Genomic DNA, 13,208 nt, shown 5'->3' with positions numbered 1-13,208 from the left:
TTACTTCTTGCCTTTACGGTTAACGATGAGCTGCTCGGAGTACTTGTTCTTATTTCGAGTCTTCTGACCCTTGGAGAAGATACCGTTGCGGCTACGTGGGTGACCACCCGACGACTTACCTTCACCACCACCCATTGGGTGATCCACTGGGTTCATGGCAACACCACGAACACGTGGGCGACGACCCATCCAACGGTTACGACCGGCTTTGCCGAGACGAACGTTCATGTGGTCACCGTTAGAAACCGTACCAACCGTAGCCATGCAGGTAACGAGTACCATGCGCATCTCACCGGAAGGCAATTTCAGGGTTGCGTATTTCTCTTCGCGAGCTACCAGCTGAGCATAAGTGCCAGCCGAACGGGCGATAGAAGCACCGCCACCGGGCATCAGCTCGATGTTGTGTACGATCGTACCCAGCGGAATTTCGCGCAGGGTCAGAGCGTTGCCAACTTCAGGAGCTACACCTGGACCCGAAACGACTACCGTACCTACTTCCAGACCAGCGGGCGCAATGATATAGCGCTTTTCGCCGTCGGCGTAGCTCAGCAGAGCAATGCGGGCAGTGCGGTTCGGATCGTATTCAATCGTCTTGACGGTAGCTGGAACACCAGCCTTGTCGCGCTTGAAGTCGATTACCCGATACTTCTGCTTGTGACCACCGCCGATGTAGCGGTTAGTCATTTTTCCGGATTCATTCCGGCCACCGGATTTTTTCAGGGGTGCCAACAGCGACTTCTCCGGCGTCGACGTCGTAATCTCGTCGAACGCGGGTGCGATGCGGAAGCGCTGACCCGGTGATGTTGGTCTTAGTTTTTTGAGTGCCATTTTATCTTAAAATGCGCGTTTCGTTCAGTTGCCCGAACCTTAGATACCGTTATAGAAGTCGATTACGTCGCCTTCCTTCACGGTTACAATAGCCTTTTTCCCGTGGGGGCGACGGCCCGAAACGGAGCCACCCTTGGTGAATTTCGACTTCAGCTTGCCGTTGGTGCGGATCGTGCTAATGCCCGTTACCGTTACCCCGTACAGAGCTTCGATTTCCTTTTTGATCTGAACCTTGTTGGCAGTGCGCTCTACTTGGAAAGAGTACTGGCCTTTTTCGTTCAGGGCCGTGGCCTTCTCGGTCACGATAGGTTTCTTCAGCGTGCTCATTACTCAGCGGTAGTATAGAGTTGTTCCAAGGATTTCAACCCGTCTTCCGACAGCAGCAGGGTATCCGTGTTCAGCAAATCGTGCGTGTTAAGAGCCACCGGAGTAGCAACTTTCACGCGCTGAATGTTACGGGCCGAGAGCAGCACGTTCTTGTCGGCTTCAGCGGCAACGAACAAGGTTTTCTTGCCGTTGTTGAGCTTCAGACCGTTCAGGATCGAGAGGAAATCTTTCGTTTTAGGAGCGCTCAGCGAGATATTCTCTACCAGAGCAACCTTGCCATCCTGGGCCAGTACCGACAGAGCGGACAAACGGGCCAGACGCTTGGTCTTTTTGTTGAGCTTGAAGCCGTAGTCACGAGGCTCGGGACCGAATACGCGGCCACCACCAATGAATACTGGCGACTTCATGCTACCAGCACGGGCACCGCCCGTACCTTTTTGCTTCTTGAGCTTCTTCGTGGTGCCGTGCACCTCGTTGCGCTGCTTCGACTTGTGCGTGCCCTGGCGCTGGTTGGCCAAGTACTGCTTCACGTCGAGGTACATCACGTGCTCGTTCGGCACCTGGCCGAAGATGGCGTCGGACAGGGTAACCTTGCGGCCGGTGTCCTCACCTTTGATGTTATATACTGACAGTTCCATCTTGCGTTATTTTTCCAGGACCACGTAAGAGTTCTTGGCACCGGGAATAGAGCCGCTCACCAGAATCAGGTTCTTGTCCGCTACTACGCGCATCACTTTCAAGTTCTGCACTTTAACCCGGTCGTTGCCCATGCGGCCACCCATGCGCATTCCTTTGAATACGCGCGAAGGCCAGGAGCAAGCACCGATGGAACCAGGGTGACGCAGACGGTTGTGCTGACCGTGGGTCTGTCCGCCGACACCGGCAAAGTTGTAGCGCTTCACTACGCCCTGGAAACCTTTACCTTTTGAGGTACCAACTACGTCAACAAACTCGCCTTCTTCGAAGAGGCTTGCGTCGATGGTGGCGCCTGCAGCGTACGTCGATTCCGCGTCGAGGCGGAATTCAACCAGCTTTTTCTTGGGGGTGGTACCGGCTTTAGCGAAGTGACCAGCCAAAGCTTTGGTCGTGTTCTTCGCTTTTTTCTCGCCGTAGCCGATCTGAACGGCGGTGTAACCGTCGTTAGCGACTGTCTTAACCTGCGTCACTACGCACGGACCCGCTTCGATGAGCGTGCAGGGAATGTTTTTCCCGTCCGGAGTGAAGAGGCTTGTCATACCGATTTTTTTACCGATGATGCCAGGCATTCTGTTAGATTTAATGAAAAGACGCAATGAGAAAACGCCCAAATAGCGTTTTCGTAATGGGAGTGCAAAGCTAGGAAAATATTACGTCATAGCCCAACCACGTTCCGAAATATTTTCAGAATCACGCAGTTGGCTTATCTAGCCGGCTATTCACTCAGTTTCAGGGGCTTCCTATTGGCCTCTAACAATTGGGATTCATTCTGCAGAGGCTATTTCAGGCGCCACCCACTTAGCCGTGCCCAGTAGCATTCCTGAAAAGTCCAATACTGCGGGTCTGGTGGGCTAACTTGGCCGCCAGCTGCCAGCCTTTTCCTCTCCGTTGCTGGTACCATTCAATGCCAAAAGGATAAATAGCAACGAATAGGTCAGCCCTATCTGGGTTTCCAACGTGTATTCCACCAAGAAAGAGAGGGACACTATAGCATATTGGATGACAATCAACGGCGCAAACCGAGGCCAGGTCCAAAGCAGAGGGTAATAAAAGCAGAGGGTGAAGAGCAGCACGCCTAATAGTCCAAAAGCCACGGCCAGATAGATAAACTGATTGTGGGGCATGATGTAGGACTCGGCTCTGATACTAGGATAGTCCTGTCGGTAATGCACAGCCAGCTCTGTTTCCATATCGGCCTTACTCACCCCAAACCAAGGATTCGCTTCGACGACCTTGGCTGCAACCTTATAGGAATACACCCGGGCCACCAGAGAATAGTCATTGGCGGCAGCTGTGTTGCTTACTTTGCTCAAGTCATCCTGTGTGTTGGCAAACTTATTCCGAAACGTAGGAAAGCTCGCATAGCTTATCACTGGTAGTACAAGTAGTACCGCCGCTAGTATAGCTGCCTGCCGAAACTGCCGGGCCCGAACTACTAGCCAGCCAATCATTATCAAACCTATTGCATAGAAAGTAACTAGGCCACTACGAACAGCAAGCAGATGCTGGAACAGGGCTAGTAGCACAACTGCAAACAGCAGAAGTTGGCGGTTGGTCTTGGCGAGCGTCTTGTCGAAGGCAAACAGCACCAAAGCAGCCGCCGTAGCCAGCGTTACCATCAGGCTAAACCGGATATGGTCGGGCTCGGTGGGCATAATCTTAGAATGCAGGTACATCTCGTTGATTTCGGCCGGGTGCAGCAGATAATTGCCGGTAGCAACCAAGGCTGCTACCACTACGCAGCCGATGAACAGTTGCCAGAGAATTCTTAAGTACTGAGTTGGCAAGCCAGGCAACAGCCAGAAAGCCAGTGGCAACAAAAGAAAAGGAGACTGTAGTACTACATCTCGGGTATACTCGCTCATGTTGGCTTGCTCAGTGTGAATTCCTGCCGCCGCATGAATGAGAAACACGCAGCTTAAAGCCACATAGGGCCGCCAATCCTTGCTAGCTTCCTCTCCCCTACCGTGCAAAAACGCATAGCCAATAGCAGTCAGTACCAGCCCGATGATACCAATGCTGGGCAGAATTCGGAAGAATTTGGCAACAAACAGCCCCACGACGATGAATGAGCAGAAAACTGCAGCAGCAACAAGCAGGCGTGGAACCGTTAGGATTGACCTCATAAGGAAGTAGTAAGCGGATGTTAGGGAAGCTGATTTGGTAAATGAGACGGCTATACCGTTGCAAGTTGCCTGGTATATATAAGAAAACACCCCACCGGTCCGAAAACCAATGGGGTGTTTGTCTTAATTAGTCAGTGAAACCGGTCCTCAGACTTTGATTTCAACGTCAACGCCGCTGGGCAGTTCAAGCTTCATCAGAGCATCTACCGTCTTCGACGAAGTCGAGTAGATGTCCACGAGGCGCTTGTAGGTACAAAGCTGGAATTGCTCACGCGACTTCTTGTTCACGTGGGGCGAACGAAGCACGGTGAATTTTTCTTTGTCGGTCGGCAAGGGAATCGGACCGCTTACGATAGCGCCCGTAGCCTTCACCGCCTTCACAATCTTCTCCGACGATTTGTCCACCAAGTTGTGGTCGTAGGATTTGAGTTTAATGCGAATTTTCTGGTTCATGTGATGTTGAGTGAAAGCGGATTAGCGAATGGAGTTACCCTTTTGCTTGGCGATGATGCCTTCGGCAAGGTTTTGTGGAACCTGGTCGTAGTGCGAGAACGTGAGCGACGCCGAAGCACGGCCTGACGAAATCGTACGCAGCGTAGTTACGTAGCCGAACAGCTCCGACAGCGGAACGTCAGCTTTCACCACGTTCAGACCACCTTTGGTATCCAAACCTTTCATGATACCGCGACGACGGTTCAGGTCACCAGTTACGGCACCCGTGTACTCGTCGGGCGAAACTACTTCTACGGCCATGATAGGCTCGAGCAGTTTCGGGCCGGCCAAGCGACCAGCTTCGCGGAAACCACCACGGGCAGCGAGTTCGAACGACAGGGCGTCCGAGTCAACGTCGTGGTAGGAACCGTAGAACAGACGCACGCGCATGCCTTCGATTGGGAAGCCAGCCAGCGGACCGTTCTTCATAGCCTCTTCGAAGCCCTTCTGAACCGGAGCAATGAATTCGCGCGGGATAACACCACCGGTGATGCCGTTTACGAACTCCAGACCTGGTTTTTCCGGATCGGTTTCTTTCGGGCCCAGTTCGAACTGGATATCACCGAATTTACCACGACCACCGGTTTGCTTCTTGTAGGTTTCGCGGTGCTCCACCTTCTTGGTCAGAATCTCCTTGTAGGCTACCATTGGGGCGCCCTGGTTAATTTCAACCTTGAATTCACGACGCATACGGTCGATGATGATTTCAAGGTGAAGCTCACCCATACCTTTCAGTACCGTCTGGCCCGTCTCGGGGTCAGTCTGTACCACCAGGGTAGGATCTTCTTCCACGAGTTTGGCAATAGCCATACCCATTTTGTCCATGTCCGCCTGGGTCTTAGGCTCGATGGCGTAACCGATTACGGGCTCGGGGAAGCTCATCGATTCCAGCACGATGCGCGACTTTTCGTCGGTCAGCGTATCACCGGTTTTGATGTCTTTGAAGCCAACACCAGCAGCAATATCACCCGCCTGGATCTTGTCAATCGGGTTCTGCTTGTTAGAGTGCATCTGCATCAGACGCGAGATACGCTCCTTCTTGTTCGTGCGGTTGTTGTGCACGTACGAGCCAGCGTCCAGCACGCCGCTGTAGCAGCGGAAGAAGCACAGACGACCAACGAAGGGGTCAGTGGCAATCTTGAACGCCAAGGCGGTGAAAGGCTCGCTGTTGTCAGGGTGACGCTCGATTTCCTCGCCCGTCTCGGGGTTGGTACCGATGATGGGTGGCATGTCGAGCGGCGAAGGCAGGTAAGCCATTACACCGTCCAGCATAGACTGCACACCTTTGTTCTTGAAGGCTGAACCGCACATTACGGGCGAGAACTTCATGTCGATAACCGCCTGGCGGATAACGACCATCATTTCGTCGCGGGTAATGGAGTCCGGATCATCGAAGAATTTCTCCAGCAGACGGTCGTCGTATTCGGCAACACTTTCTACCAGCTTCTGACGCCACTCGGCTACCGTGTCCACCAGATCCTCGGGAACCGGGATTTCGTGGTACGATTTGCCCTGGGTAGCATCATCCCATACGATGGCCTTACCGGTCAGCAGGTCGACAACACCTTTAAAGGTATCTTCGGCACCGATTGGAATTTGCAGCGGTACGGGGTTAGCACCCAGCTTGTCTTTGATTTCGGATACTGCCTTGAAGAAGTCAGCGCCGGCACGGTCCATCTTGTTGACGAAACAGATGCGGGGCACCTTGTACTTGTCAGCCTGACGCCATACGGTTTCCGACTGGGGCTCAACACCCGACACGGCGCAGAACAGAGCAACGGCACCATCAAGTACCCGCAACGAGCGTTCAACTTCTACCGTGAAGTCAACGTGGCCGGGAGTATCAATGAGGTTGATCTTGTACTGCTTGGTGTCTGGAGTTGGGTCGCCCTGCGCGTCGGTAGGGTAGTTCCAGAAGGTGGTAGTAGCAGCCGAAGTGATGGTAATACCACGCTCCTGCTCCTGCTCCATCCAGTCCATCGTGGCAGCACCTTCGTGCACTTCCCCGATTTTGTGGGTTTTACCGGTGTAGTAGAGAATGCGCTCCGAAGTCGTGGTCTTACCGGCGTCGATGTGCGCCATAATCCCGATATTCCGGAGGTATTGCAGGTCTTTATTAACAGCCATTGCTTTTATTGGGGTCTTAGATACTTAGGGTCTTAAGGTCTTGGGCTACTCAACAGAACAATCCGTCAAAAAAATCCAAGTCCTTAAGACCCCAGTGCCTAATAACGATTGTTAGAAGCGGAAGTGCGAGAATGCCTTGTTGGCTTCAGCCATGCGGTGGGTGTCGTCCTTCTTCTTAACAGAAGCACCTTCACCTTTCGCAGCGGCAATGATTTCGCCAGCCAGCTTGTCCTTCATGGTTTTTTCACCACGACGACGAGCATACTGAATCATCCACTTTGCACCTACCGAAATACGACGGTCGGGGCGAACTTCGATTGGCACCTGGAAGGTAGCACCACCTACGCGGCGGCTCTTTACTTCGACAGTTGGCATTACGTTGTTCAGCGCCTTGCGCCACATTTCCAGGCCGTTTTCCTTAGTGCGCTGCTCAACCAGTTCGCAGGCATCATAGAAAATGGTGTAAGCAAGGTTTTTCTTTCCGTCATACATCATGTAGTTGACGAAACGAGTTACCAGCGTTTCCTTGTACTTCGGATCGGGAAGCAGGATGCGCTTCTTTGGTTTTGACTTTCTCATGAGTTTAGAAATGAGTGTAAAGCAGCGGGAAGTGGGATAAGAACCATGTGCTATCCGGCACTACGCGCTACCTCACTCGTATTCAATTACTTTTTCTTGCCGGGAGCTGGTTTGCCGCCTTTGCCCGTTGCAACAGGCTGACCTGGCTTCGGACGCTTGGCGCCATACTTCGAACGACGCTGGGTACGGCCACCAACACCAGCGGTGTCGAGGGCACCACGGATGATGTGGTAACGCACACCGGGAAGGTCTTTCACACGGCCACCACGGATCAGCACGATGCTGTGCTCCTGCAGGTTGTGGCCTTCACCCGGGATGTAGGCGTTAACTTCCTTACCGTTGGTGAGACGCACGCGGGCCACTTTGCGCATGGCCGAGTTCGGCTTCTTAGGCGTGGTGGTGTACACACGGGTGCAAACGCCACGGCGCTGCGGGCACGAGTCAAGAGCCGGCGACTTCGACTTCGTCGTCAGCTTCTCGCGGCCTTTTCGTACTAATTGGTTAATGGTAGGCATCTACGGAATGGTTTGTCAAGGAGGGTTCTCTCCCAAAAAATTAGGCTTGCAAAGGTATAAAAGCTAGTCGGAAATAGCAAACAGGTTGAAATAGTTTGTTTTAGACAAAGTCGGAAGTGTGGACTGACACCTTCTGACAGTCTATTTCAACGCTACAGCTCTAAGAAAAAAGCCTTATGGATGAGTCCATAAGGCTTTTTGATACCGGTTAGGTTCGCTCGGGTGTGGGTTGCAGCCTACGCCTCCCCCATCGTGCCACCGAAACCCATGGGGTAGCTGGGCATATCGGGCTGCTGCTTGATGGGCCCGAACGTTTGCTCGAACCGCTCCACATTGTCGGCCAGGGCCGAGAGCAGCCGCTTGGCGTGTTCGGGTGTTACGATGATGCGGGCTTTGACTTTGGCTTTCGGCACACCGGGCATCAGGCGAATGAAGTCGATGACGAACTCGCTGCTGCTGTGCGCAATCATAGCTAAGTTGGCGTACTCGCCTTCGGCTATGGCTTCCGACAGTTCAATATTAATTGCGTTGGGGTCCTGAGGGCCGGGAGTTTCTTGGGGCTCGTTCATGAGTTACTTAATTACTGATTGCTGAATGTAGATTCGATGAAGTCCAGTACTTCAGCTACTGTTGCGCTAAATGTTCCTGCCTCGCCGGCTAGGAAAGCTTCCCGCCATAGCGCATAACCTTCTCCAAATTCTGGCAGCACCTTGTCGTGGCGAACCACATGGGTTACGCTAGCATTCAATGCTTCTTCAGAAAATGGCAGGTGGGATGCGGTGGTTCCAGGTGTTGCAGTAAGGTCGGTTGGTTTTAGCATCAGCCCGTCTACGTGCACATGTACTACTACGGCAGTGCCATGCTGTAATTCTACTTTAACCACCGTCAACAAAGAGTCTGTTTCGGTTGGTCTGGTACGATATTCCCAGACTTGGCCAACCTGAAATCTGGAGGCGCTGGTGTCAAGCAAAGGAACCTGAGAAACTGCTGCCATAGGTATTGGGTGAAGTGAGGGCGAATTAGCGTTGAGGCAAATAAACAGAAAAAGCCGGCCAGATTACTCCGGCCGGCTTCTCCTTACTTCTTAACTCAGCTTACTCAGCCGATACTTCGCGCTTGGGGGCGCGTGAGGCACGCGTCTTGGGCTCGGGAGCATCAGACTTAGCGGGAGCCGTAACTTCGGGCTCATCTTTTGAACCGACAATCTGACGAGTGTACTCGCGCAGACCGGTACCGGCCGGGATGAGGTGACCTACAATTACGTTCTCCTTCAGGCCCAGCAGTTCGTCGGCCTTGCCACGGATGGCGGCTTCCGACAGCACCTTGGTCGTTTCCTGGAAGGAAGCGGCCGAGATGAACGACTGAGTACCCAGCGAAGCCTGGGTGATACCCTGCAGCGTGGGGCGCGATACGGAAGGCTGGGCATCCCGTACTTCCACCAGTTGCAAGTCCCGACGACGCAGGCTGGAGTTCTCGTCGCGCAGGCGACGGGCACTCACAATCTGGCCAGGCTTCATGTTCGACGAGTCGCCGGCATTCGTTACCACCTTCATATCGATGATGGTATCGTTTTCTTCCATGAACACGATTTTGTCGATAACCTGGTGCTCCAAGAAAGTCGTGTCGCCGGCATCGAGGATAACCACTTTCTGCATCATCTGGCGAACTACCACCTCGATGTGCTTATCGTTGATTTTCACACCCTGCAAGCGGTATACTTCCTGGATTTCGTTCACGAGGTACTCCTGAACGGCACCCGGGCCCTGAATGCTCAGAATATCGGAAGGCGTAATGGCACCATCGGAGAGCGGCATACCGGCGCGGATAAAGTCATTATCCTGCACCAGAATGTGCTTCGACAGCGGCACCATGTACTTCTTCTTCACGCCGTCTTTCGACTCGACGAAGATTTCACGGTTACCACGCTTCACAGTACCGTAGGTTACTACGCCGTCGATTTCCGACACAACGGCCGGGTTCGAAGGGTTACGGGCTTCGAAAAGCTCGGTAACGCGGGGCAGACCACCGGTAATGTCGCGGGTTTTGCCCACGGCCCGGGGAATCTTAGCCAGAATGTGACCAGCCTTGATTTTCTCGCCGTTTTCGACGCTAATGTGCGAGCCTACCGGGATGCTATAGCCCTTCGAGCCTTCCTCGGCATCTTTCTTCCCAGCCTTCACAATGATGGAGGGGTTCTGAGCCTTGTCGCGCGATTCGATAATAACCTTCTCCCGGTGACCGGTCTGCTCATCCGACTCCTCGCGGTAGGTGACACCTTCCGTAATAGCGTCGTACTGCACGGTACCATCAAACTCGGCCAAAATAACGGCGTTGTAAGGGTCCCAGTTGTTGAGCTCCTGACCTTTCTCTACTTCCTGACCTTCTTCGACGAGCAGGAAAGAGCCGTAGGGAACGTGGTTCGAGATGAACACCTTGCCGGTGCCCTTCTCCACGATGCGCACCTCGCCCGAACGACCCATTACCACTTTTACCTTCTCGCCTTCGGCATTCAGAGAATCGACGGTACGAATGTCTTCGAACTCAACAACACCGGCAAACTTGGCGCGCAGACTGGCTTCAACAGCAATGTTGGAAGCCGTACCACCTACGTGGAACGTACGCAGCGTCAGCTGAGTACCAGGCTCACCAATCGACTGGGCTGCAATTACACCTACAGCTTCACCTTTCTGGACCATGCGGCCCGACGACAGGTTACGGCCGTAGCACTTACCGCAGATACCACGCTTCGATTCGCAGGTCAGTACTGAGCGGATTTCCACCGATTCGATGCTGGTGTTGTCGATACGACGCGTTACCTCTTCGGTGATTTCGTCACCGGCGGTCAGGATGATTTCATCCGTCAGCGGGTCTACGATATCGTGCACCGCCACGCGGCCCAGGATACGCTCAGCCAAGGGCTCTACTACGTCCTCGTTATCCTTCAGGGCGAAGGTCTCGATGCCACGTAGCGTACCGCAGTCGACTTCGTTCACGATTACGTCCTGCGAAACGTCTACCAGACGACGGGTCAGGTAGCCGGCGTCAGCCGTTTTCAGAGCTGTATCGGCCAGACCCTTACGGGCACCGTGGGTCGAAATGAAGTACTCGATAACGTCCAGGCCTTCTTTGAAGTTAGACAGAATCGGGTTTTCGATAATCTCGCCTACCGAGCCCTGCAGCGACTTCTGCGGCTTGGCCATCAGACCCCGCATACCGCCGAGCTGACGAATCTGCTCACGCGAGCCACGAGCACCGGAGTGCATCATCATGTAAATCGAGTTGAAGCCCTGGTTCTCCTTTTCGAGGCGACCCATGAGGGTTTCAGTGATTTGGTTGTTGATGCGGGTCCAGATGTCGATAACCTGGTTGTAACGCTCGTTGTCGGTAATCAGACCCATCTGGTAGTTCTGAGTAACGGCCTTCACGTCGTTCTGCGCCTGCAGCACCAGGGCATCCTTCTCCTTCGGAATCTGGATGTCGCCCAGACCCATCGACAGACCACCTTTGTAAGCCGACTGGAAGCCCAGCGTCTTGATGTCGTCGAGGAACTGCGCGGTACGGGCCATACCGGTCCGCTTGAACACCATCGAAATGATCTGCTGCAGCTTCTTCTTGGTTAGCAGTTCATCCACGAAGCCCACTTCCGTTGGTACCATCTGGTTGAACAGCACGCGGCCAGCTACGGTCTCGATGATCTTGGGAACCAAGTCGTCGTTTTCGTCGCGGACCATCGTACGCACCTTGATGTAGGCGTGCTTCGACAGAATGCCTTCGTTGAGGGCAATAACGACTTCCTCATCCGAGTAGAACGTCATGCCTTCGCCGTCGATTTTCTCTTCGGGCGTCGTGCGCTTGCCTTTGGTCACGTAGTACAGGCCCAGAACCATGTCCTGCGACGGTACCGCAATCGGTGCGCCGTTGGCTGGGTTCAGGATGTTGTGCGAGGCCAGCATGAGCATGGAGGCTTCCAGAATAGCGGCCGGCCCGAGGGGAACGTGCACAGCCATTTGGTCACCGTCAAAGTCAGCGTTGAAGGCCGTACAAACCAGTGGGTGCAGCTGAATAGCCTTACCCTCGATCAGACGGGGCTGGAAAGCCTGGATACCCAAGCGGTGAAGGGTTGGAGCTCGGTTCAGGAGCACTGGGTGGCCTTTCAGCACGTTCTCCAGGATGTCCCAAACTACGGCATCCTTGCGGTCCACGATTTTCTTGGCCGACTTCACCGTCTTCACGATACCGCGCTCAATGAGCTTACGGATGATGAAGGGCTTGAACAGCTCGGCCGCCATGTTCTTAGGCAGACCGCACTCGTGCAGTTTCAGCTCAGGACCCACGACGATAACCGAACGGCCGGAGTAGTCAACACGCTTACCGAGCAGGTTTTGACGGAAGCGGCCCTGCTTGCCTTTCAGCATATCGGACAGCGACTTCAGGGCGCGGTTGCCTTCGGCGCGCACGGCATTCACCTTACGCGAGTTGTCGAAGAGCGAGTCAACGGCTTCCTGCAGCATGCGCTTCTCGTTCCGCAGAATCACCTCGGGAGCCTTGATTTCGATCAGGCGCTTGAGGCGGTTGTTACGGATGATAACGCGACGGTACAGGTCGTTCAGGTCGGAAGTGGCGAAACGGCCACCGTCGAGCGGAACGAGGGGGCGCAGCTCCGGGGGAATAACGGGCACCATGCGGATTACCATCCACTCGGGCTTGTTTTCCACGCGGGTAGCGGCGTCACGGAAAGCTTCCACTACGCGCAGACGCTTCAATGCTTCCGCTTTACGCTGCTGCGACGTTTCGTGCGCAGCCGAGTCACGGAGGCTATAAGACAGCTCGTCGAGGTTGGTACGCTCCAGCAGGAGTTGCAGCGCATCAGCTCCCATGCGAGCAATGAATTTGTTGGGGTCCTCGTTGGGCAACATCTGGTTCTCCCGGGGGAGCTTGTCGATGATGTCGAGGTATTCGTCTTCGGTCAGGAAGTCCAGCTGCTGTACGCCTTCTTCGGCCAATACACCAGGCTGCACCACTACGTACCGCTCGTAATAGATAATCTGGTCGAGCTTCTTGGTGGGCAAGCCCAGCAGGTAGCCTATTTTATTGGGCAGGGACTTAAAGTACCAGATGTGCGCTACGGGCACCACCAGTTCGATGTGGCCCATCCGCTCCCGGCGTACTTTCTTCTCGGTCACCTCCACGCCGCAACGGTCGCAGATGATGCCTTTGTAACGAATCCGCTTGTACTTGCCGCAGTGGCATTCCCAGTCCTTCACCGGACCGAAAATCCGCTCGCAGAACAGGCCGCCCATTTCGGGCTTGTACGTCCGGTAGTTGATGGTCTCCGGCTTCACAACTTCACCGTTCGACCGCTCCAAAATGGATTCGGGCGAGGCCAGCGAAATGGTGACTTTCGAGAAGTCCTGTACCAGTTTTTTGTTTTTTGCAAACGCCATGTAGAAAGCTGTTAGCTGTTGGCTTTTTATGCTGTTAGTTAGATACGCCGGTCTTAAGACTGGTCGGAAAGAAC

Annotated in this window: 12 protein-coding genes; all 12 read right to left on the bottom strand. The window is 54.0% G+C overall.

All coding sequences use genetic code 11. From position 1 onward, the window contains the following. Positions 1-828 (bottom strand): 50S ribosomal protein L2, encoded by an 828-nt coding sequence (rplB, locus tag LGH74_RS03715; RefSeq protein WP_226172126.1) that lies wholly within the window; start codon positions 826-828, stop codon positions 1-3. A 39-nt stretch (positions 829-867) separates the two neighbouring features. Then, a complete protein-coding gene (gene rplW, locus LGH74_RS03710; RefSeq protein ID WP_226172124.1) occupies positions 868-1,155 on the bottom strand; it encodes a 50S ribosomal protein L23 in 288 nt (95 codons plus the stop codon). Beyond that, positions 1,155-1,793 (bottom strand): 50S ribosomal protein L4, encoded by a 639-nt coding sequence (gene rplD, locus LGH74_RS03705; RefSeq protein ID WP_226172121.1) that lies wholly within the window; start codon positions 1,791-1,793, stop codon positions 1,155-1,157. Before rplD ends, rplW begins: the two co-directional genes overlap by 1 nt. Positions 1,794-1,799: 6 nt before the next feature. Next, positions 1,800-2,420 (bottom strand): 50S ribosomal protein L3, encoded by a 621-nt coding sequence (rplC, locus tag LGH74_RS03700; protein WP_135464443.1) that lies wholly within the window; start codon positions 2,418-2,420, stop codon positions 1,800-1,802. Positions 2,421-2,702: 282 nt separating this feature from the next. Further along, the gene (locus LGH74_RS03695; RefSeq protein ID WP_226172118.1) at positions 2,703-3,977 is read right to left on the bottom strand and encodes an O-antigen ligase family protein; all 1,275 of its coding nucleotides are present in this window, start codon (positions 3,975-3,977) and stop codon (positions 2,703-2,705) included. 147 nt (positions 3,978-4,124) lie between these two features. Further along, a complete protein-coding gene (rpsJ, locus tag LGH74_RS03690; protein WP_022822123.1) occupies positions 4,125-4,430 on the bottom strand; it encodes a 30S ribosomal protein S10 in 306 nt (101 codons plus the stop codon). A gap of 21 nt (positions 4,431-4,451) precedes the next feature. Further along, positions 4,452-6,596 (bottom strand): elongation factor G, encoded by a 2,145-nt coding sequence (fusA, locus tag LGH74_RS03685; RefSeq protein ID WP_226172115.1) that lies wholly within the window; start codon positions 6,594-6,596, stop codon positions 4,452-4,454. A 111-nt stretch (positions 6,597-6,707) separates the two neighbouring features. Next, positions 6,708-7,175, bottom strand: coding sequence for a 30S ribosomal protein S7 (gene rpsG / locus LGH74_RS03680; protein ID WP_100337277.1), 468 nt, complete (start codon positions 7,173-7,175; stop codon positions 6,708-6,710). Positions 7,176-7,261: 86 nt separating this feature from the next. Continuing rightward, positions 7,262-7,690: a 30S ribosomal protein S12 gene (rpsL, locus tag LGH74_RS03675; protein ID WP_135496054.1), complete on the bottom strand. Its 429-nt coding sequence runs from the start codon at positions 7,688-7,690 to the stop codon at positions 7,262-7,264. 236 nt (positions 7,691-7,926) lie between these two features. Beyond that, complete coding sequence (locus tag LGH74_RS03670; protein ID WP_226172096.1) at positions 7,927-8,259, bottom strand: DUF3467 domain-containing protein; 333 nt, start codon at positions 8,257-8,259, stop codon at positions 7,927-7,929. Between the two features lie 11 nt (positions 8,260-8,270). After that, positions 8,271-8,684, bottom strand: coding sequence for a hypothetical protein (locus LGH74_RS03665; protein WP_226172093.1), 414 nt, complete (start codon positions 8,682-8,684; stop codon positions 8,271-8,273). A gap of 100 nt (positions 8,685-8,784) precedes the next feature. Continuing rightward, the gene (gene rpoC, locus LGH74_RS03660; RefSeq protein ID WP_226172090.1) at positions 8,785-13,134 is read right to left on the bottom strand and encodes a DNA-directed RNA polymerase subunit beta'; all 4,350 of its coding nucleotides are present in this window, start codon (positions 13,132-13,134) and stop codon (positions 8,785-8,787) included. Positions 13,135-13,208: the final 74 nt, after the last annotated feature.

This window comes from Hymenobacter lucidus (genome assembly GCF_020447265.1).
Taxonomy (GTDB): domain Bacteria; phylum Bacteroidota; class Bacteroidia; order Cytophagales; family Hymenobacteraceae; genus Hymenobacter; species Hymenobacter lucidus.
Note: the sequence above shows the minus strand (reverse complement) of the source record. Positions and strands in the feature narration are given on the sequence as shown.

Coding starts and splice junctions, on each gene's coding strand:
- rplB (WP_226172126.1), bottom strand. CDS start 828: ATGGCACTCAAAAAACTAAGACCAACATCACCGGGTCAGCGCTTCCGC.
- rplW (WP_226172124.1), bottom strand. CDS start 1,155: ATGAGCACGCTGAAGAAACCTATCGTGACCGAGAAGGCCACGGCCCTG.
- rplD (WP_226172121.1), bottom strand. CDS start 1,793: ATGGAACTGTCAGTATATAACATCAAAGGTGAGGACACCGGCCGCAAG.
- rplC (WP_135464443.1), bottom strand. CDS start 2,420: ATGCCTGGCATCATCGGTAAAAAAATCGGTATGACAAGCCTCTTCACT.
- LGH74_RS03695 (WP_226172118.1), bottom strand. CDS start 3,977: ATGAGGTCAATCCTAACGGTTCCACGCCTGCTTGTTGCTGCTGCAGTT.
- rpsJ (WP_022822123.1), bottom strand. CDS start 4,430: ATGAACCAGAAAATTCGCATTAAACTCAAATCCTACGACCACAACTTG.
- fusA (WP_226172115.1), bottom strand. CDS start 6,596: ATGGCTGTTAATAAAGACCTGCAATACCTCCGGAATATCGGGATTATG.
- rpsG (WP_100337277.1), bottom strand. CDS start 7,175: ATGAGAAAGTCAAAACCAAAGAAGCGCATCCTGCTTCCCGATCCGAAG.
- rpsL (WP_135496054.1), bottom strand. CDS start 7,690: ATGCCTACCATTAACCAATTAGTACGAAAAGGCCGCGAGAAGCTGACG.
- LGH74_RS03670 (WP_226172096.1), bottom strand. CDS start 8,259: ATGAACGAGCCCCAAGAAACTCCCGGCCCTCAGGACCCCAACGCAATT.
- LGH74_RS03665 (WP_226172093.1), bottom strand. CDS start 8,684: ATGGCAGCAGTTTCTCAGGTTCCTTTGCTTGACACCAGCGCCTCCAGA.
- rpoC (WP_226172090.1), bottom strand. CDS start 13,134: ATGGCGTTTGCAAAAAACAAAAAACTGGTACAGGACTTCTCGAAAGTC.